This is a genomic window from Sorangium sp. So ce375 (assembly GCF_051473855.1).
Classification (GTDB): Bacteria; Myxococcota_A; Polyangia; order Polyangiales; family Polyangiaceae; genus Sorangium.
In genome coordinates, this window is sequence record NZ_CP150335.1 from 13,020,023 (window position 1) to 13,037,431 (window position 17,409).

Consider the following 17,409-nt stretch of genomic DNA (forward strand, 5'->3'; position numbering starts at 1 on the left):
GAATCCTTCTTGCTGAGCTCGCGCGCGCAGCGAACGGAGGACCCCATGCGTGAGTCACTTTCTCGTTCTCTTGTGGTGGCAGGGCTCTTGTCCACGAGCGTTTTCTCGTCGGCTCTCACGGCGTGCGGCCCGGGGGATCCAGCGCTGGTGGCCCAGTTCGACGCCGACGACCCTGATCAGCGGATCACGGTGACGGAGGTGCCGCCGCCGGCCATCAGCGGCGGGACGCTGATCATCGCCGGCGACGGTCACACCGCGGTCGCGGCGGACCCCGACCGCGATCGCGTCTGGATCGTCGATCTCGACGGCGGCGAGCCGGCGGCGGTCCTGCTGGAGCGCGGCGACGAGCCCGGGCGCCTCGTCCAGGACATGAGCGGGCGGGTCCACGTGGCGCTCCGGCGCGCCGGCGCCGTGGTGACCCTCGATATCGAGGCGCGGTCGGTCATCGAGCGCAGAGAGGTCTGCCGCGCGCCTCGGGGGGTCGCTTACGACGCCACGCTCGACGCCATCCACGTCGCCTGCGCCGGCGGCGAGCTCGTGACGCTCCCCGCCTCCGGAGGCGCCGCCGTCCGGAGGCTCCGCCCCGCCTCCGATCTGCGCGACGTCGTGGTCGAGGGGGATCGGCTCCTGGTCAGCCGCTTCAAGTCCGCAGAGACGCTTGTCGTGGGCCCCGACGGTGCGGTGCTCTCGCGCCGCACGCTCCCCGTCTTCCATTCAAACGGGTTCGCCAACTCGGACTATGCGCCGTCCGTGGCCTGGCGCATGGCGCCGCTCGCCGGCGGCGGCGCGCTGATGGTGCACCAGCGCGCGATGTCGTCGAAGGTCACCCTCAACCCGGGCGGCTATTACCAGTCGGCCGACTGCGACGGGAACATCGTGCACGGCGCGGTCAGCAGGATCGACGCGGCGGACGTCCCTGACAACTCGGTCACGTCGCTGCCCGCGGCCGCGATCGCGGGTATCTCGCTGCCGGTGGACCTCGCGGTCTCGTCCGACGGCGCTCGGGTGGCCGTGGCGGGGGCCGGCAACAACATCGTCGTGAGCGTCCCCATCGACCAGCTGGAAAGCGACGCCGTGAACAACAAGTGCAGGCCGGTGGTCGTGGCGCGGCCGCTGGCCGGGCAGCCGGTCGCCGTGGCCTTCGATGGCCAGGGCGAGATCGTCGTGCAGCTGCGGGAGCCGGCGGCCCTGCTGGTGCTCGACGGGCGCAAGATCGATCTACCGGGCGAGAGCGTGAGGGACACCGGCCACGAGATGTTCCACCGCCCGCCGAACGGCGTGAGCGCCGTGGCGTGCGCGTCGTGCCACCCCGAAGGGCACGAGGACGGCCGGACGTGGGACTTCGATCCCGTGGGCCTGCGGCGGACGCAGGCGCTGGGCGGCGGCATCCTGAAGACGGCGCCCCTCCACTGGAGCGGCGATCTGCAGGATCTCGCGGGCCTGATGGGGGAGGTGTTCGTCACCCGCATGGGCGGCACGAAGCCCGGCGCCCGGCGGCTCGATCTGGTGGCCCGCTACCTCGACAGCCTGCCCGCGTTCCCTGCGTCGCCGCCCGAGGACGACGCCGCCGTGGCGCGGGGCGAGGTGCTCTTCCACGACAAGAAGGTGGGCTGCGCGGAGTGCCACGGTGGCCCGATGCTCACGAACAACCGGAACGAGGACGTGGGCAAGGGCGAGCTGCTGCAGGTGCCCTCGCTCATCGGCATCTCCGGGCGCGCCCCGTTCATGCACGACGGCTGCGCGGCGACGCTTCACGATCGCTTCGATCCCGCGTGCGGCGGCGACGACCACGGCGATGTTTCCGCCCTGACCTCCGTGCAGCTCGACGATCTGGTCGCCTACCTCGAGTCCCTCTGAGCCGTCGGCTCGCCGCGCTCCTCGCGCGGTACGGCCGAGGCGTTCCTCGACATCCGGGGCCGATTGCCACGATACGAGCCCCCGTCACCCGGCCACCGGCGCCGCGGGGGCGCAGCGCATGACGGGGAATCCGGACGCGCCATCAGGGGATGGCGTCGCGCTCTCCGACGGCACAGCCGTTGCTGGCCCCTCGAAATAGACACAACAGACGTCGTGGCTCGATGGACCCGAGCCACACGCACGGTCTGTCGTTTTCGCACGTTTCGCACGTTCTCGTGATTCTCACGTTCTCACCATAGGGCGAGCCGGCGCTTCCAACGAGGCCGCCGACCCGCGAGGCGGACAGGCTCGCTAAGGAGGGCACCATGCCTAGAGGCGACAAATCCAGCTACACGACGAAGCAGAAGCGGCAGGCCGAGCACATCGAAGAGGGATATGAGAAACGCGGGGTCTCCGAGGACGAGGCCGAGCGGCGGGCCTGGGCGACCGTCAACAAGATGACCGGAGGGGGGAAGAAGTCGGGCTCGGGGGTGGGCAAGCCGGTGAACAAGGAGCCGGCGAAGAAGGGGGGCCGCAAGGGGGGCGCCGCGTCCAAGGCGCGGCCGGCCGCCGCGAGGAGCGCGGCGGCGAAGAAGGCCGCGGCGACCCGCAAGCGGAACGCGGCGAGCGCCGGGCGGTCCACGACCGCGAAGAAGGCGCCGGCGAGGGCGGCGAGGGCGGAGAAGAGCGCCGCGTCCAGCGCTCGGTCGCGCAGCACCTCGACAAAGGTTCGCAGCACCTCGGCCAAGACGGCGAGCGGCCGCCCCCGCGCCACGAAGGGCACGGCCCGCCGCGGCGGGGCCGCGGCCTCGCGCAAGACGACCTCGGGGGCGAGGACCGGAGCGCGGCGCGCCGCGAGCAGGTCCTGACGTTCCCCGCGAGAAGGGGAGAGGGGACGAACATGCAGGAACTCCAAATCAACGGTGCGATGAACGGCGAGGCCGGCCTTTCAGGGGACGAGTCCGGGCCGCAGGAAGAGAGCCGGAAAGGGCGAGCGTTCCTCACGAGCCTCGTCCGGGAGCTGTTCCAGACGGAGCGCTCGGCGATGATCCACCCGCGGATCGAGGCGGATCGCCTCGGCGATGTGCCGCCGGCGCGCGCCATGCGGGCGGTCTCGGCCCACGCGGAGGCCGCGCTGTCGGAGATCTGCCCGCTCCTCCGCGAGCGCGAGCTGCCCATCAGCGCGGGCGGCCTCGCGGTCGGCGAGGCTTTCTCGGCCCTGCGCGAGCGCCTCGCCGATCACCTGCTCAGCACCGAGAGGTCCTATCGCGGTACGCTCCTCGGGATGCGGCACGGCGTCGATCTCGTCGAGCTGCTCCAGTACGTCGCGACCGTGGAGGGCGACACGCCCCTCGCCGCGTGGTGCGCCCGCTGGCTCTCGATGCGCAAGCCCCTCGTGGAGGTGGTCGCCGACGAGCTCGCGTGGTTCGCGGCGCGCCCGGCGCGCGCCATGCGGGCGGCGAAGGACGACGTCATCGCCCACCTCCTCCGGGGCCTCGCGAACGGCGTGGAGCTCGGGGCCCAGCGGCTCCGGCGCCTCGTCACGTTCGCCGGTTGACTCCCGCCGGCCGCGCGCGGAGACAGCCCGGCGCAGGGCGCGCCGCGCGTGGCGCCGAGGAGGATGCGCAGTGGAGCAGGGGATTCCGACGTGGGGCACGCCGATCGAGCTCCTGAAGAGCCACGGGTCCGGCGTCGCGAGCGCTCTGTTCATCGCGATCGTCGGGTGGATGGCCGCGGCCTGGGCCGCGCGGAGCGTGCGGTCGCTCGGCAGGAAGTGGACGCAGATCGACGCGACCCTCGTCCCTCTGCTGGCAAGCGTAAGTCGCCTCACCATTTTGACGGTCACCGCGATGGCCGTGCTCGAGCGCTTCGGTGTCGATACGAAGAGCCTGTTCGCCGTGCTCGGCGCCGCGGGCTTGACCATCGGCCTCGCCCTCAAGGACACCTTGTCGGACGTGGCCGCCGGGCTGGTCCTGCTCGTGCTCCGCCCGTTCGACGTCGGCGACGCGATCGAGGTCGACGGGACCTCGGGCATCGTCGACGCCATCGACGTGTTCCAGACCAAGCTGACGAGCTTCGACGGCGTCCCCATCACGCTGCCGAACTCCAAGGTCCGGTCCGCCAAGATCCAGAATTTCACCCGGGCGCAGCGCCGGCGCATGGACCTCACGATCGGCGTCAGCGCCACCGCCGACATCGCCCACGCCGTCGCCACGCTGCGGGACGTCCTCTCGAACGAGCCGCGCGTGCTGCCGGAGCCGGCGCCATCGGTCGACGTGGTGGAGCTCGCGGACGACAAGGTCAACCTGCTCGTCCGCGCCTGGACGCTCCCCCCCGACTTCTTCCCGGCGCGGCTCGAGCTCACGCGCCACTTCAAGCAGCGGCTCGACGCGGAGGGGATCGTCGTCCCGATGCCCCAGCGCGAGCTGCACATCCCCCTCCGGGAGCCGGAGCGTCGATCTACCCCGCTCCTCTGAGGCGGCGCGCGCGGTGCCTCTCTCCGCCGGCCCTGCTCGAGGTCAGGGCGTGCCCATCAGGATATAATACCAGGTGCCCACCTCGATGGCGTTCGGGTTCGTGCCGCTCACCCGGGTCAGCGTGTTCGAGAAGATCTTCTTGTTGAACGCGAGGCCGTTGCTCGGCGCTTGCGTCTTCACGTACCAGGCGGCCGCCATCAGGGCCGATGTCTGGTTGTCCTTCTCGAACAGGACTCCCATCTTCACCTGGGCGTTGTCAGGGCTCGGCATCCGGTAGAGAAACCCGGTGCGGGTCCCGGGGACGACGCGCGTCCCCTGCGTCCAGTCGCCCTGGGTGGGGTTCCGGGGGGCCGTGAACTGGTTGCTCGGGCTCACGGCGTCCAGGTACGCGTCGAGCGCGGGCGCCGTGAAGCTCGGGATCACCTCGGACGCGAAGGTCAATGTGCTCGAGAAGGTGAGCGTGGTTGCCCAGCGCCAGTACTCCGTCTGCGCCTGGAAGCTCAGCTGGCCGTTGGAGACCCCGGTGGCCCCGATGGCCACGATCCGGACGAGATCCACGGTCGAGAAGATCCTGAGCCTCACGTCCGGCGGGATCTGGTAGATCACGCCGGAGCTCAAATGGCCTTTTGCGTTGCCGCGCGTTGAAAGGGAGGCGCCCTCGGCGGGCGCAACGTGCGTTGAGTCTGCTTCGTTGGTCATGGTCGCGCTCTCTCCTGGGATGACGATCTCGACAGCATCGATCGCGGCGCGCAGGCCCTGGCCGGCGCGCGCTCCGGCGGCGGCGCACGTGCGCGTCCACGACGCGCGACCCGCGGCCTCACCCGGCATCGACAAGAGGAAAGCTGGATCCGCCTGGCCGCGACGTCGATGACAGGCGGTCACGCGCGAGGGGGGCGGTCCGGCCGCGAGGCCGCGATCAGTGCCGGATCACCTCGATCGCCTCGGTGCCGAGCCGGAGCTGCCGCGAGGTCGTCCGCCGCTCGATGAGCGAGCCGGCGTCGAGCACGCCCGCGCGGGCGAGCTGCTGGCGCGCGCGGAAGACGTTGACGTTGAGGTGATGGAGGTCGAGCCGCAGCTTGCCGAGCAGGTCGTCGACGTAGCGCCACCCGCGCTCGGCCGGGGGCAGCCCGCTGTCCCGGTCGTGCACCCGGGAGCGCGCCAGCATGAGGAGCAGCTCGTGGTGGGCGCGCGCGGCGAGCTGGATGACCCTGTGCCCCTGCACGAGGGAGACGGCGATGTGCTCCTCGTCGTGGCTCACCTCGAAGCGCAGGACGGTCAGGCCGAGGAGCTTGGGGCTCGCCGCGCTCGACGCGGTCGTCGCCACGACGGCGTCGACCGCGCTCGGCGGGACCCGCAGGACCCAGGCGCCCCCGGCCTCGATGCGCTCCTGATCCACGGCCGGGCGGGTGCTCCCGTCGATCTCGATCTGCCACGCGCCGTGCTGATCCTCGAAGAGCGTGACCCGGGGATCGGCGGCGTCCGGGAGCGCGAGCAGGCCCTCCTCCGCCTGGCGCACCTCGCCGGTGAGCTCGGCCCGCGCGCTCGTGACCGGCGCGCCGGCCTCCTCCACGATCCAGCGCTCGGCGTCGCCGCCGAACACGACCTCCGTCCCCGCGTCGAGCGCGACCCGCTCGGCGGACGTGAGCCGCCGGCCGCCGACGTGGGTGCCGTTCGTGCTCCCGAGGTCGCGGATCCACCAGCGCGCCCCGTCCCAGAACAGGACGGCGTGCTCGCCGGAGGCGCAACGGTCCCCGAGGCGCACGGCGCAGTCGCGCGCGCGGCCGACCCGCGCGCGCGCCGGGAGCGTCACCCGAACGCCGTGGGCTTCATGCTTCAAGACCGCCATGGATGCAGCGTAAGATGGCGCCGCCGACCACATCAACCGCGTCGAAGGCGAGGCCTCCCATGAGCGATCCCGCGGCACTCCTCCGGAAGCTGGCGGGTGAGCTGCACCTGTCTCCCTCGGCGTGCGCGGAGATCCAGCGGGTGCTCGCCGAGCACGCCGCGCGCACGGAAGAGCTGCCGGCGACCGTGGTCCGGGACGCGCCGCCGGCAGCCAGGGGCGCGCCGGTGGCGACAAACGGCGCGCCCAGGCCGACCGGGGGCGCGCCCGCGGCGACCGGGGATGCGCTGGTGGCCGCCGAGCAGCGCCCGGACGCCGCGCCTCCCGCGGCCCACGCGCCGGCCCCCGCGTGGCCGTGGGACCGCTACGAGGATCTCGGGGCCATCGGCCGCGGAGGCATGGGCGAGGTGCGGCGCGTGCGCGATCGCGTGATGGGCCGCGTGCTCGCCATGAAGCTGCTGCACATCGAGGGGCAAGACGAGGCGGACGGGAGGGCGCGCTTCCTCGACGAGGCGCGCCTCACGGCGTGCCTTCAGCATCCAGGGATCGTCCCTGTCCACGACTGCGGGATGCTCCCGACGGGCCAGCTCTGGTTCACGATGAAGGAGGTCCGCGGCCGCACGCTGAGCGCGCTGATCCGCGCGCTGCACGCCGCGGGCGAGGCCGGCCCCTCGCCCGAGGCGCTGCGCCGCGGGCTCGACGTCTTCGTCCGCGTCTGCGAGGCGGTCGCGTACGCGCACGGCCAGGGCGTCCTCCACCGCGATCTCAAGCCGGACAACGTCATGATCGGCGAGTTCGGCGAGGTCCTCGTGATGGACTGGGGCATCGCCCGCGCGACCGCGCGCGGCGCGCTGGCGGGCGCGCTCCCGGACAGCGGCCACCACACCCACGCGGGGCTCGTCCTGGGGACGCCGGTCTACATGCCCCCGGAGCAGGCGCGCGGCGAGGTCGAGCAGCTCGGGCCTCCGAGCGACGTGTACTCCCTCGGGGCCGTCCTGTACGAGCTCCTCTGCGGCGAGCCCCCGTTCCGGGGCACGGCGCTGGCCGTCCTGGCGCAGGTGGTCCAGCGGCCGCCCGAGCGGCTCGCCGTCCGGTGCTGCGACCAGATCCCGCGCGATCTCATCGCGATCTGCGAGCGGGCGATGGCCCGCGAGCCGCCTTCGCGTTACGCGAGCGCCGAGGTGCTCGCCGCGGAGATCCGCGGCTTCCTCGACGGCGCCCGCCGTCGCGAGCGGGCGCGCGCCCTTGTCGAGGAGTCGCGCGCGCTGGCGCCGCAGATCGAGGGCCTCCGCGCGCGCGCCCGGGCCCTCCGGGCCGAGGCGAAGGCGGTGCTCGGGCGCCTCGAGTCGTTCGCGCCCGCCGCGGAGAAGGCGCAGGGGTGGGCGCTCGAGGACGAGGCGCGCGCGCTCGACCGCGCCGCCGCCCTGGACGAGGCGACCTGGCACCAGAAGCTCCGCGCGGCGCTCAACGAGGCTCCTGACTGCGACGACGCGCACGCGGCGCTCGCCGACGCCCACCTGGCCGACCTGCGCGCGGCCGAGGAGGCGCGCGACGCCGAGGCCGCGGCGCGGGCCGAGGCGTTCCTCAGGGCGCACGCGCGCGAGCGGCACGCGGCCCTGCTCCGCGGCACCGGCGCCCTCTCGCTGCGGACCGATCCCGAGGGGGCGCAGGTCTGGCTGCTCCGCTACGTCGAGCGGGAGCGCCGGCTGCACGCCGAGCCCCAGGGGCTCCTCGGCCACACGCCGCTCTTCGAGGTCCCGCTCGCGCGCGGCAGCTACCTGCTCCTGATCCGCGCGCCCGGGTACCGCGAGGCGCGGTACCCCGTGAAGATCGGCCGCGGGGAGCACTGGGACGGCGTGCGTCCGGGCAGCGCAGAGCCGTTCGTGGTGCCCCTGCTGCCCTCGGAGACGCTCGGCGAAGAGGACGTCTACGTGCCGGCGGGCTTCTTTTCGGCCGGCGGGGACCCGCAGGCCGGCGACGGCCTGCCGGCGTGCCGGATCTGGGTCGACGGCTTCGTGGTGCGGCGGCACCCGGTGACGCAGGCCGAGTACCTCGCCTTCCTGAACGACCTGCGCGGGCGCGAGGCGGAGGCGGCGGCGGCGTGCCCGCGCGTCGCCCGCGCGATCGCCGGCGACGTGGACATCCCGCTGTTCGCGCGCGACGGGGACGGGCGCTTCGTGCTCGGCCCGCAGGCGCGCGCGGAGCAGGCGCGGCACCCCGTCGCCTCGGTGGACTGGCGCAGCGCCGTCGCCTACGCGTCCTGGATCGAGGCGCGCACCGGCGCGCCGTGGCGCCTCGTCGGCGAGCTCGAGCGGGAGAAGGCCGCGCGCGGCGTCGACGGGCGCTTCTTCCCGTGGGGAGACGAGCCCGAGCCGACGTGGGCCTGCATCGTGGGGGGCCGCCCCGGCCCCGCGAGCCCGGCGCCGGTGGACGACCATCCGACGGACGAGGGCCCCCACGGCGCCCGGGGCCTGGCCGGCAACGTCCGCGACTGGTGCGCCGAGCTGTGGATGCCCGATGGCCCCACCGTGGTCGACCGCATCGCGCGCCTGAAGCCGGCGGACGCGGCGGCCCCGGGGCTCCGCTCGATCCGCGGGGGCGCGTGGAGCTCCGGTCCCCCCGCGGCGTGCCGCGCAGCAGGCCGCTTTGCCGCGCGCCCGGAGGATCGCTTCAGCGCCGTGGGCTTCCGCCTCGCCCGGCCAGTCGTCGCCGGCGTGTAGCCGAGCGTCGCCGGCGTGTGCCGGGAAACGCGCTGGCGAAAGCGGTCGTCTCCGGCCGCGTCCGCCAGCGCCCCCTCGCGCTGGAGCCGAGAGAACGGCCTGGCGACAGACGGCGGATGTCGCGTTTGCACTCGAGCGCTAGGCTCGGAGGGACAGCCTGTGTCCACGAGGTCCATGGAGAACACGGATTCGCATCAAGGAGCGGCGGAGCCCTCCGAGCCGGCCTCGTGCACGGCGGTGGAGGTCACCCCGGCGTCCCCGCAGCGCGGCGAGGCGGGGGCCGCGCTGCTCGGTCAGGAGCGCCAGGCGCTGCACGAGTCTCTGGCGGACGGCGCGCTCGTCGACGCCTTCTTCCAGGCCACGACCGCCGGGCTCGGGGTGATCGACCCCGACCTCCGCGTGGTGCGGCTCAACCAGGCGCTGGCGGATCTCAGCGGGATCCCCCTCGAGGCGCACCTCGGCAGGACGATCCCCGAGCTGCTCCCGGAGATGGGCGACGCCATCGTCGGCCCGCTCCGGCGCGTCCTGGAGACGGGCGACGCGTTCACCGCCGAGGTGACGGGGATGACGCGGACTTCGGAGCGACCGCGCTCCTGGCTGGTCAATTACGCGCCGGTGCGGGCGAAGGACGGGCGCATCCTGGGCGTGGGGACGATCGTGCTCGACATCACCGAGCGCAAGCAGACGGAGGACAGGCTCCAGGAAGAAGGCGAGACGCTCGAGCTGCTCAATCGCGCGGGCAAGCAGCTCGCCGCCGAGCTGGATCTGGAGAAGCTCGTGCAGGCGGTGACCGACGCGGCCACCCGGCTGAGCGGCGCCCAGTTCGGCGCGTTCTTCTATAACGTCACGAACTCGGATGGGAAAAGCTACATGCTTTACACCATCTCTGGCGTGGATCGAGAGCACTTCTCCGGGTTCCCGATGCCGCGGAACACCGACGTGTTCGCTCCGACCTTCAACGGAGAGGGCGTGGTGCGGCTCGATGATGTCACGAAGGACGCGCGTTACGGGAACAACGCCCCTCACCACGGGATGCCGAAGGGCCACTTGCCCGTCGTCAGCTACCTTGCCGTGCCGGTGGTCTCCCGTTCGGGGCATGTCATCGGCGGGCTGTTCTTCGGGCACTCCGGGCGGGGCGTCTTCACCGAGCGGGCGGAGAAGCTTGTGGTCGGCCTCGCGGCGCAGGCCGCCATCGCGATGGATAACGCGCACCTGTTCCGGAAGGCGCAGCAGCTCATCCAGGCGCTCGAGCGGAGCAACAAGGAGCTCGACCGCTTCGCCTACGTGGCGAGCCACGATCTGAAGGCGCCGCTCCGCGCCATCGCGAACCTCTCGCAGTGGATAGAGGACGATCTCGTGGACAAGGCGACGCCGGAGACGCGCCAGCACATGGATCTCTTGCGCTCGCGCGTGGTCCGGCTGGAGGCGCTCATCGACGGGATCCTTCGCTACTCGCGCGCTGGACGGCTCCGCGACAGGCCCGAGATCGTGGACGTCCAGAAGCTCCTTGACGACGTCCTCGCGTTGCTCGCCGTCCCTCCGGGCGCGTCGATCGACATCGCGGCGGGCATGCCGACGCTCCTCGCCGAGCGGGTCCCGCTGGAGCAGGTCTTCATGAACCTGATCGGCAATGCGCTGAAGTATGCCGATCGCCCCGACGCGCGCGTCGAGGTGCGGGGGCGGGAGGTGGGCGATCTCTGGGAGTTCTCGGTGAAGGACAACGGGCCCGGGATCGACCCGCGATACCACGGGAAGGTATGGGAGATCTTCCAGACCCTGAACGCGCGTGACAACATCGAGGGGACGGGCATCGGGCTCGCGATCGTCCAGAAGATCGTGCTCAGCAAGGGCGGGCGCGTGTGGGTCGAGTCGGAGCGGGGCGCCGGCGCCACGTTCTTCTTCACCTGGCCTCGGCTGGAGACGGACGGCGGGATCGGCATGCGCTGAGGAACGCCCGCTCTCGCATGGCGCGCGGCGCGAGGCGAGCGGGAGCGCCCGCTGTGGCGCGGGCGCGAGGCGAGCGGGAGCGCCCGCTGTGGCGCGGCGCGAGGCGAGCGTGGCAATCCGCCACGCTCCGCGCTGCGTGGCGCAGCGGGAGCGCCGCGATCGCCCGCTGCGGGGACGGTGGCGCGCGATCTGCTTTCTCGCTGTCGGGCGGGCGTGGGCCCTTTACCCAAGCCGGGAGCGCGACGGTGATGCATCGATCCATGGCGGTCCTCCTGAACTGTTCCTCCCGGTCGAACCGCGCGGCGGAGCAGCGAGCGCGGCTCTGGGAGCTCCTGAGAGAGCGCGGCTTTGTCGCGGAGGTGCTGTGCGCCGAGAAGGGGCCGCAGCTGGGGGAGCTCGCCCGCCGGGTGGCGCGGGGGCCTTACGACCTCGTGGTGGCCGCGGGCGGCGATGGGACGGTGAACACCGTCGCCTCCGCGATCGCCGGCACGGAGAAGACGATGGGGGTCCTTCCGCTCGGCACGGTGAACCATTTTGCAAAGCACCTCGGTATTCCGCTGACGCTCGAGGGCGCCGTGCGCACGCTCGTCGAGGGGCGGCGCGTCCGGGTCGATGTCGGCGAGGTCAACGGTCGCGCCTTCGTGAACAACTCGACGCTGGGCATTTACCCGGGCATCGTGCGTGGCCGCGAGGCGCTCCGGAAGAGGCGTGGGCTCAACAAGTGGGTCGCCCTGGCGCTGGCGACCGCCTCGGGGATCCAGCGGCACGAGCGCGTCCATCTCCGGCTCGTCCTGGATGGGCAGGAGATCGAGCTGGAGACGCCGTTCGTCTTCGTCGCGAACAACGACTTCAAGCTCGGCGATGTGGACATTGGCCGCCAGCGCCCGCCGTGCTCGGGCGAGCTCGGCGTGTGCGTGGCGCACGCGGAGAGCCGCCTCTCCACGGTCAAGCTCATCGCCAGCGCGGTCGCCGGACGCATCCACAAATCGACCGATTTCAGCATCTTGCGTACGACGGCGCTCCGGGTGGAGGCGCCCCATCGCCGCCTTTACGTGGCTGCGGACGGCGAGGTCCTCAGGATGGCGACGCCGCTCTGCTATCGCGTGCGGCCTCTGGCGCTGCGCGTCGTCGCGCCGCTGTCGTCCGAGCTCAACGCTGGCTCGCGACGGCGGGAGGACCCCTCTCGCCGTATCGCTGCGCTGGGGGGATGACGCACCGTGCGCACGCTCGTGCACCTGTCGGATCTGCACTTCGGCCGCGTCGACAAGGCGATCCTCCGCCCGCTGATCGACAGGATAGGGAGGCTCGATCCTCACGTGGTCGTGATCTCCGGCGACCTGACCCAGCGGGCGCGCGACGCCGAGTTCGCCGAGGCGCGCGCCTTCCTCGACGCGCTGCCGTCCCCGCAGATCGTGGTGCCCGGCAACCACGATGTCCCGCTCTACAACCTGTTCGACAGGTTCTTTCGCCCGCTGGACAGGTACCGGAGCCACATCACGGACGACCTCTCGCCGTTCCACCTCGACGGGGAGATCGCCATCCTGGGCATCAACACCGCGCGTTCGCTGACCATCAAGGACGGGCGCATCAACGCGCGTCAGATCCTGGGGATCAAGGAGAGGATGTGCGATCTCGGGCCCGAGATCACGAAGATCGTGGTCACGCACCATCCGTTCGATCTGCCGGAGAACTCGCCGCATGTCATCGTCGGGCGCGCGAGGCAGGCGATGGCGGCGATCGCGGGCTGCGGCGTCGACGTCATCTTGTCGGGGCACCTGCACCTCAGCCACACCGGGCACTCCGCGGAGCGCTTCGACGCCGGCGGCCACTCCTCGCTCATCATCCAGGCCGGCACGGCGACCTCGACGCGCGGGCGTGGGGAGCAGAACGCGTTCAACGTGATCCGCGTCGACGGGCGGAAGATCGATATCGAGCGGAACTCCTGGCAACCCGACAGCAGCGTCTTCGAGATCGCGCGCGCGGAGCATTTCGAGGAGACGGCGCGGGGGTGGGTGCGGGCGGCGTAGGCCCGGGCCGCTTGGCTCCAGCGCTGGCGCCAAGCGCGCTCGCGGCGTGAAATGGGCGATCTCTGGAGAATGCGCGCCGTCGCGTTCTTCGCGGGAGGGGTGAAGATGCGCTTTCCACGCGGCTCGCGATCGCCGCTCGTTCAGGGCGAGGATTGCGGAGCGAGCGCGGCTGCGCTGCGCGATCGATTGACGGAGCCGGGATCGCCAACAAGATTCCTAATGGACGGACGAACATCGGGGACGTTCGAGGACACGTGAGGGCGTCGCCCGCGTGCTGGTGGTCTGGGGGAGGTCGGATCATGAGAACGCTCACGGTGGCCCGGCTGGCCATCTCCGTGCTCTTGTCGGCGGCGGCCTGCGCGCAACCGGCCGAGATCGTCTCTCGCGAGGACAGCGGGGAGGGGCGGTCAGCGGTCATCGGCGCCGACGCTCGCGCGGACAACACACACACGGCGGTGGTGTCCCTGGACGGAGGCTGCAGCGGCACCATCGTTCGCCGGAGCGCCGATGGCGACAAGGTCCACGTGCTGACCGCCGCGCACTGCTGCTGGCCATCTGCTCCGAAGAAGGTCCTCGTCGGTCCCGACTTCCTCCAGCCGTCAAAGGCGCTGGATGTCGATGCCGGTTCGGTCGCGCTTCACCCATGTTATAACGTGCTCAACAACGACCACGATGTCTGCGTCGTGACGGCCAGAGGCGCGGGAGATCTCGATGTCACGCCGATCCCGCTCGCATCGGCGCCCGACGATGTCACGGTCGGGAGCGCCGTGACCGTCGTGGGGTACGGCGGCACCCCGGCGCAGAACTCGATCCGCCGGAGGGCGGAAGCGCGCGTCAGCGAGGTCGAGCCGCTCACGATCGTGATCGATCAGTCGGACGGACAGGGCGGCGTGTGCTTTGGCGACAGCGGCGGTCCAGCGCTGATCCAGCAGAACGGCGTCGAGGTCGTCGCGGGTGTGAGCTCGTTCGTCGCCAGATCCGATTTCTGCGGCGCCCTGGGCGCGCTCGGGCGCGTGGCCGTCCCTGGCGTCCGCAGCGAGTTCCTGGACAAGGTGCTCGCTGGCGAGGAGTCCACGCTCGATAGCCGCCTGATCCTGCGCGGCGGCATCACCCCCGGTCAGGTCCGCGATACGTACATCGCCAGTGACCAGCCTGAACAGAGCTTCGGTGGGCGCGCCGATCTCCTCGTGGGGGCGCCGCGCGGCACCGACGCGGTCCGTCGCGCCCTGCTCCGCTTCGATCTCTCCGCGGACCCTCCCCGGGGGGCGACGCTCCTCATGGCCCGTGTCGGGCTGCGGGTGGCGAGCACGAGCGGGCCGGCGACGATCTCCGTGCACCGCGTGGTGAAGGACTGGGACGAGAGCGAATCCTGGGCCTCCTTCGCAGAGGACGGGTTCGACCCCGCCCCGGTCGCGGTCTCCGGCGGCGTGAAGGCCATCGTGGAGGACGGTCAAGTCCTCTCGTTCGACGTGACCGGGCTCGTCCTGGACTGGCTTCGCGGCGAGGCGGAGAATTACGGCATCCTGCTCCGCTCGGACGACCGCGAGCAGATCCAGCTCTTCGCCAGCGATTTCTCGTCGGATCTGAGGCGGCCGTGGATGCAGCTCTGCTACGTGCCGAAGCCGCGTTAAACCCACGTCGCCTGGCGTCGTCCCAGGCTCTGCGCTGACGGCAGGCGCCCAGCGAGCTCCCTCGCTGGGCGCCGAGCCATCCAGAAAGGCCTTAGTCCCGCGCCCCGCAGGACCCCCGCCTCACCCCATCACGCCAGCTTCCCGAGCTCCCGGAACCGCCCGCGCAGGTCGTTGTAGAGCCCCCGGTACACCGCATGGATCTCCCGGTACCGCGCCGAGCGCGCCGCGTCCGGCGCGACCCGGGACACGACATGAACGAACGCGTCCGCCGCATCCTCGACCGACGGGAACAACCCCGCGCCCGCCGCGCCGAGCAGCGCCGCGCCGTACGCCGGGCCCTCGGTCGACGTCGTGATCGCCACCGGCGCCTCGAAGACGTCGGCCATCAGCTGGCGCCAGAACGGGCTCCGCGCCCCGCCGCCGGTCAGGCGGATCTCGTCGATCGAGACCGCCGCCGCGCCGTTCGTCTGCCCCACGCCGCGCATCAGGTCCAGCGAGTCCGCGAGCCCGAACGTGATGCCCTCGAGCACCGCGCGCGACAGGTCCGCCTTCGTCGTCCGAGCGCTCAGCCCCACGAACGCGCCGCGCGCCGCCGCGTCGTTGTGCGGCGTGCGCTCGCCCATCAGGTACGGCAGGAAGACCACGCCGCCCGCGCCGGGGCGCGCCGTCGACGCCGTGTCCGAGATGATCTCGTACGGATCGACCTTGCGGATCTCGGCCGCCATGCGCTCCCCGTCGCCGAGGACGTCGCGGTACCAGCGGAGCGCGCCGCCGGCGGCGAGCATCACCCCCATCAGGTAGAAGCGGCCCGGGACCGCGTGGCAGAAGCTGTGCAACCGCATCTCGGGCTCCACGATCCACGAGTCGGTGTGCGCCAGGATCACGCCGCTCGTGCCGACCGAGGCCATCGCCCGGCCAGGGCGCACGATGCCGAGCCCCACCGCGCCCGCCGCGTTGTCCGCGGCGCCCCGCACGACGGGGATGCCCGCCGGCAGCCCCGTGGCGGCCGCGACCTCGGCCTTCAGCTGGCCGAGCGGCGCGTTCGAGGGCGCAGACCGCGGGAACACCGCGCGCGGGACGCCGACCGCCGAGAGCAGCTCGGCGCTGAAGGAGCGATCCCCGGGCGAGAACGCCAGCGTGCCGCTCGCGTCGCTGTCGTCCGTCCCGAGCTCGCCCGTCAGCCGCAAGCCCACGAAATCCTTCGGCATGAGCACCGTGCGGACGCGGGCGAACGCCTCGGGCTCGTTCGCCCGCAGCCAGAGCAGCTTCGGCAGCGTGAACCCCTCGAGCGCGCGGTTGCCGACCAGGCGCGCGAGCCCAGCGTCGCCGACCTTCGGGTTCGCGCGGATCGCCTCGCACTCGGCCGTGGTGCGCGTGTCACACCACAGGATCGCGGGCCGGATGACGGCCTGCGCCTCGTCCAGCAAGACCGCCGAGTGCATCTGCCCCGTCAGCCCGATCGCGCGCACGTCGTCGCGGCGCGGGCCGAGGGCGCGGGCCAGCTCGCCGAGGGCGCTCAGCGCCGCCGCGGCGAAGTCCTCGGGATCCTGCTCGGCCCACCCTGCGTGCGGCGTGGAGAGCGGGTATTCGCGGTGCGCCGACGCGACCGCCGCGCCGCGCTCCGTTTCGACTGCGATGGCCTTGAGGCCGCTGGTCCCGACGTCGATTCCGATCACGATGGCCATGGAAAGCGTCCTTTTTGCAGTTTCGTAGTATTCGGTGATCTTCGTAACGACTATTAACTAACCACGAATGTCGTAAGTTTCGTAAGCGCGAAGCCGAGCGGCTAGAACACGATCTGGAGCTTCATGGGCGCGGTGCCCTTCTTCATCATCTCGAGCCCGCGGGGGAGCTCCTCGACCGGCATCGCCTCGGACAGGAGCTTCTTCACGTCGACCGCGCCGCGCTCCATCAGCTTGAATGCCCGATCGTACGTCCGCCGGATCGCGAAGCTGCCGATGATCTCGAGATCGCGCCGGTAGATCTCGAACGGCGAGACCTCGACCTTGTCGTGCGGCCCGCACACGCCGAACACGAGGTACCGCCCCCCGTTCTTGACGTACTGGACCGAGTCGCCGAGCACCCGGGCGATGCCCGTCGCGTCGATCACGACGTCGAAGCCGTAGGGCGCGATCTTCTTGAGCTTCGCCTGGAGCGCGTTGTCGGCGAGCACCACCTCGGTCGCGCCGTGCTGGCGGGCGAGATCGAGCTTCGACTCGACCATGTCGACCACGGTGACCGCGGCGGCGCCGTTCGCGAGGCTCGCCTGGAGGTGCAGCTGGCCGATCGGGCCGGCGCCGAGGACCAGGACCTCCGAGCCGATCTCGATGCGCGCGCGATCCTGACCGAAGACGACGCACGCGAGCGGCTCGCAGAAGGCCGCCTCGCTGAACGAGACGCGCTCGAAGCGATAACAGTTCTTCGCGGGGACCCGGACGAGCTCGGCGAAGCCGCCGTCGCGCGTCACGCCCACAGCGTTCCACTTCAGGCAGTGGTTCTGCCGGTTGATCATGCAGAAGTGGCACTCTTCGCAGGTCACCGTCGGGTCGACCATCACCCGATCGCCGGGCCGGAGGCCCTCGACCTCGTCGCCTACCGCCGCCACCTCGCCGGCGAGCTCGTGCCCGGGGATCAGCGGGAAGGTCGGGAAGAAATCGCCCTCCCAGATGTGCACGTCGGTCCCGCAGATGCCGCAAGCCTTCGCGCGGACCAGGACGTCGCGCGGGCCGATCTGCGGCGGCGCGACGTCCTGACGTACGGCGATCTTCTTCACGGCCTCGAGCACGGCTGCCTTCATGCGAAACCCTCCTTGGAGGGTCGCATAGGCGGGCCACGGCCGCGCGTCGAGGGTCGTCGGCGGCGCGTCAC

General features: G+C 71.8%; 13 protein-coding genes. 9 read left to right on the top strand and 4 right to left on the bottom strand.

Annotated elements, in window-relative coordinates; all coding sequences use genetic code 11:
* The first annotated feature begins 87 nt into the window (after positions 1 to 87).
* The 4 genes from WME90_RS48445 (at position 88) to WME90_RS48460 (ending at position 4,373) form a co-directional block, all read left to right on the top strand.
* Positions 88 to 1,857 carry a cytochrome-c peroxidase gene (locus WME90_RS48445; protein WP_437278917.1) on the top strand — a complete coding sequence of 590 codons (1,770 nt, stop codon included), beginning with the start codon at positions 88 to 90 and terminating at the stop codon, positions 1,855 to 1,857.
* Positions 1,858 to 2,222: 365 nt separating this feature from the next.
* On the top strand, positions 2,223 to 2,765 hold the full coding sequence (locus WME90_RS48450; protein ID WP_437278918.1) for a hypothetical protein: 543 nt from the start codon (positions 2,223 to 2,225) through the stop codon (positions 2,763 to 2,765).
* Positions 2,766 to 2,797: 32 nt separating this feature from the next.
* Positions 2,798 to 3,454 (top strand): hypothetical protein, encoded by a 657-nt coding sequence (locus WME90_RS48455; protein ID WP_437278919.1) that lies wholly within the window; start codon positions 2,798 to 2,800, stop codon positions 3,452 to 3,454.
* A gap of 70 nt (positions 3,455 to 3,524) precedes the next feature.
* Positions 3,525 to 4,373 (top strand): mechanosensitive ion channel family protein, encoded by an 849-nt coding sequence (locus WME90_RS48460; RefSeq protein WP_437278920.1) that lies wholly within the window; start codon positions 3,525 to 3,527, stop codon positions 4,371 to 4,373.
* A gap of 42 nt (positions 4,374 to 4,415) precedes the next feature.
* Here the strand turns inward: WME90_RS48460 and WME90_RS48465 are convergent, their stop codons facing one another.
* Together WME90_RS48465 and WME90_RS48470 are read right to left on the bottom strand one after the other, a co-directional pair.
* On the bottom strand, positions 4,416 to 4,979 hold the full coding sequence (locus tag WME90_RS48465) for a hypothetical protein (protein ID WP_437278921.1): 564 nt from the start codon (positions 4,977 to 4,979) through the stop codon (positions 4,416 to 4,418).
* A 310-nt stretch (positions 4,980 to 5,289) separates the two neighbouring features.
* Positions 5,290 to 6,219 carry an FHA domain-containing protein gene (locus WME90_RS48470; RefSeq protein WP_437278922.1) on the bottom strand — a complete coding sequence of 310 codons (930 nt, stop codon included), beginning with the start codon at positions 6,217 to 6,219 and terminating at the stop codon, positions 5,290 to 5,292.
* Positions 6,220 to 6,278: 59 nt separating this feature from the next.
* On the opposite strand from WME90_RS48470, the gene WME90_RS48475 reads away from it, so the two are divergent.
* The 5 genes from WME90_RS48475 to WME90_RS48495 all read left to right on the top strand — a co-directional run bounded on the left by WME90_RS48475 (position 6,279) and on the right by WME90_RS48495 (position 14,541).
* Entirely contained in the window at positions 6,279 to 8,936 is a 2,658-nt protein-coding gene (locus WME90_RS48475; protein ID WP_437278923.1) for a protein kinase domain-containing protein, read from the top strand.
* A gap of 174 nt (positions 8,937 to 9,110) precedes the next feature.
* Positions 9,111 to 10,883, top strand: a complete 1,773-nt coding sequence (locus WME90_RS48480) for a sensor histidine kinase (protein WP_437278924.1) — start codon at positions 9,111 to 9,113, stop codon at positions 10,881 to 10,883.
* Positions 10,884 to 11,143: 260 nt separating this feature from the next.
* Positions 11,144 to 12,094, top strand: a complete 951-nt coding sequence (locus WME90_RS48485; RefSeq protein ID WP_437278925.1) for a diacylglycerol/lipid kinase family protein — start codon at positions 11,144 to 11,146, stop codon at positions 12,092 to 12,094.
* A gap of 6 nt (positions 12,095 to 12,100) precedes the next feature.
* Positions 12,101 to 12,910, top strand: coding sequence for a metallophosphoesterase family protein (locus WME90_RS48490; protein ID WP_437278926.1), 810 nt, complete (start codon positions 12,101 to 12,103; stop codon positions 12,908 to 12,910).
* Positions 12,911 to 13,209: 299 nt separating this feature from the next.
* Positions 13,210 to 14,541 carry a DNRLRE domain-containing protein gene (locus WME90_RS48495; RefSeq protein ID WP_437278927.1) on the top strand — a complete coding sequence of 444 codons (1,332 nt, stop codon included), beginning with the start codon at positions 13,210 to 13,212 and terminating at the stop codon, positions 14,539 to 14,541.
* 128 nt (positions 14,542 to 14,669) lie between these two features.
* Here the strand turns inward: WME90_RS48495 and xylB are convergent, their stop codons facing one another.
* Both xylB and WME90_RS48505 read right to left on the bottom strand, forming a co-directional pair.
* Positions 14,670 to 16,226, bottom strand: a complete 1,557-nt coding sequence (xylB, locus tag WME90_RS48500; protein WP_437278928.1) for a xylulokinase — start codon at positions 16,224 to 16,226, stop codon at positions 14,670 to 14,672.
* 101 nt (positions 16,227 to 16,327) lie between these two features.
* On the bottom strand, positions 16,328 to 17,338 hold the full coding sequence (locus WME90_RS48505) for a zinc-dependent alcohol dehydrogenase family protein (RefSeq protein WP_437278929.1): 1,011 nt from the start codon (positions 17,336 to 17,338) through the stop codon (positions 16,328 to 16,330).
* Between the last annotated feature and the right edge of the window lie 71 nt (positions 17,339 to 17,409).

Coding starts and splice junctions, on each gene's coding strand:
- WME90_RS48480 (WP_437278924.1), top strand. CDS start 9,111: ATGGAGAACACGGATTCGCATCAAGGAGCGGCGGAGCCCTCCGAGCCG.
- WME90_RS48495 (WP_437278927.1), top strand. CDS start 13,210: ATGAGAACGCTCACGGTGGCCCGGCTGGCCATCTCCGTGCTCTTGTCG.
- WME90_RS48485 (WP_437278925.1), top strand. CDS start 11,144: ATGGCGGTCCTCCTGAACTGTTCCTCCCGGTCGAACCGCGCGGCGGAG.
- WME90_RS48470 (WP_437278922.1), bottom strand. CDS start 6,219: ATGGCGGTCTTGAAGCATGAAGCCCACGGCGTTCGGGTGACGCTCCCG.
- xylB (WP_437278928.1), bottom strand. CDS start 16,226: ATGGCCATCGTGATCGGAATCGACGTCGGGACCAGCGGCCTCAAGGCC.
- WME90_RS48455 (WP_437278919.1), top strand. CDS start 2,798: ATGCAGGAACTCCAAATCAACGGTGCGATGAACGGCGAGGCCGGCCTT.
- WME90_RS48450 (WP_437278918.1), top strand. CDS start 2,223: ATGCCTAGAGGCGACAAATCCAGCTACACGACGAAGCAGAAGCGGCAG.
- WME90_RS48505 (WP_437278929.1), bottom strand. CDS start 17,338: ATGAAGGCAGCCGTGCTCGAGGCCGTGAAGAAGATCGCCGTACGTCAG.
- WME90_RS48475 (WP_437278923.1), top strand. CDS start 6,279: ATGAGCGATCCCGCGGCACTCCTCCGGAAGCTGGCGGGTGAGCTGCAC.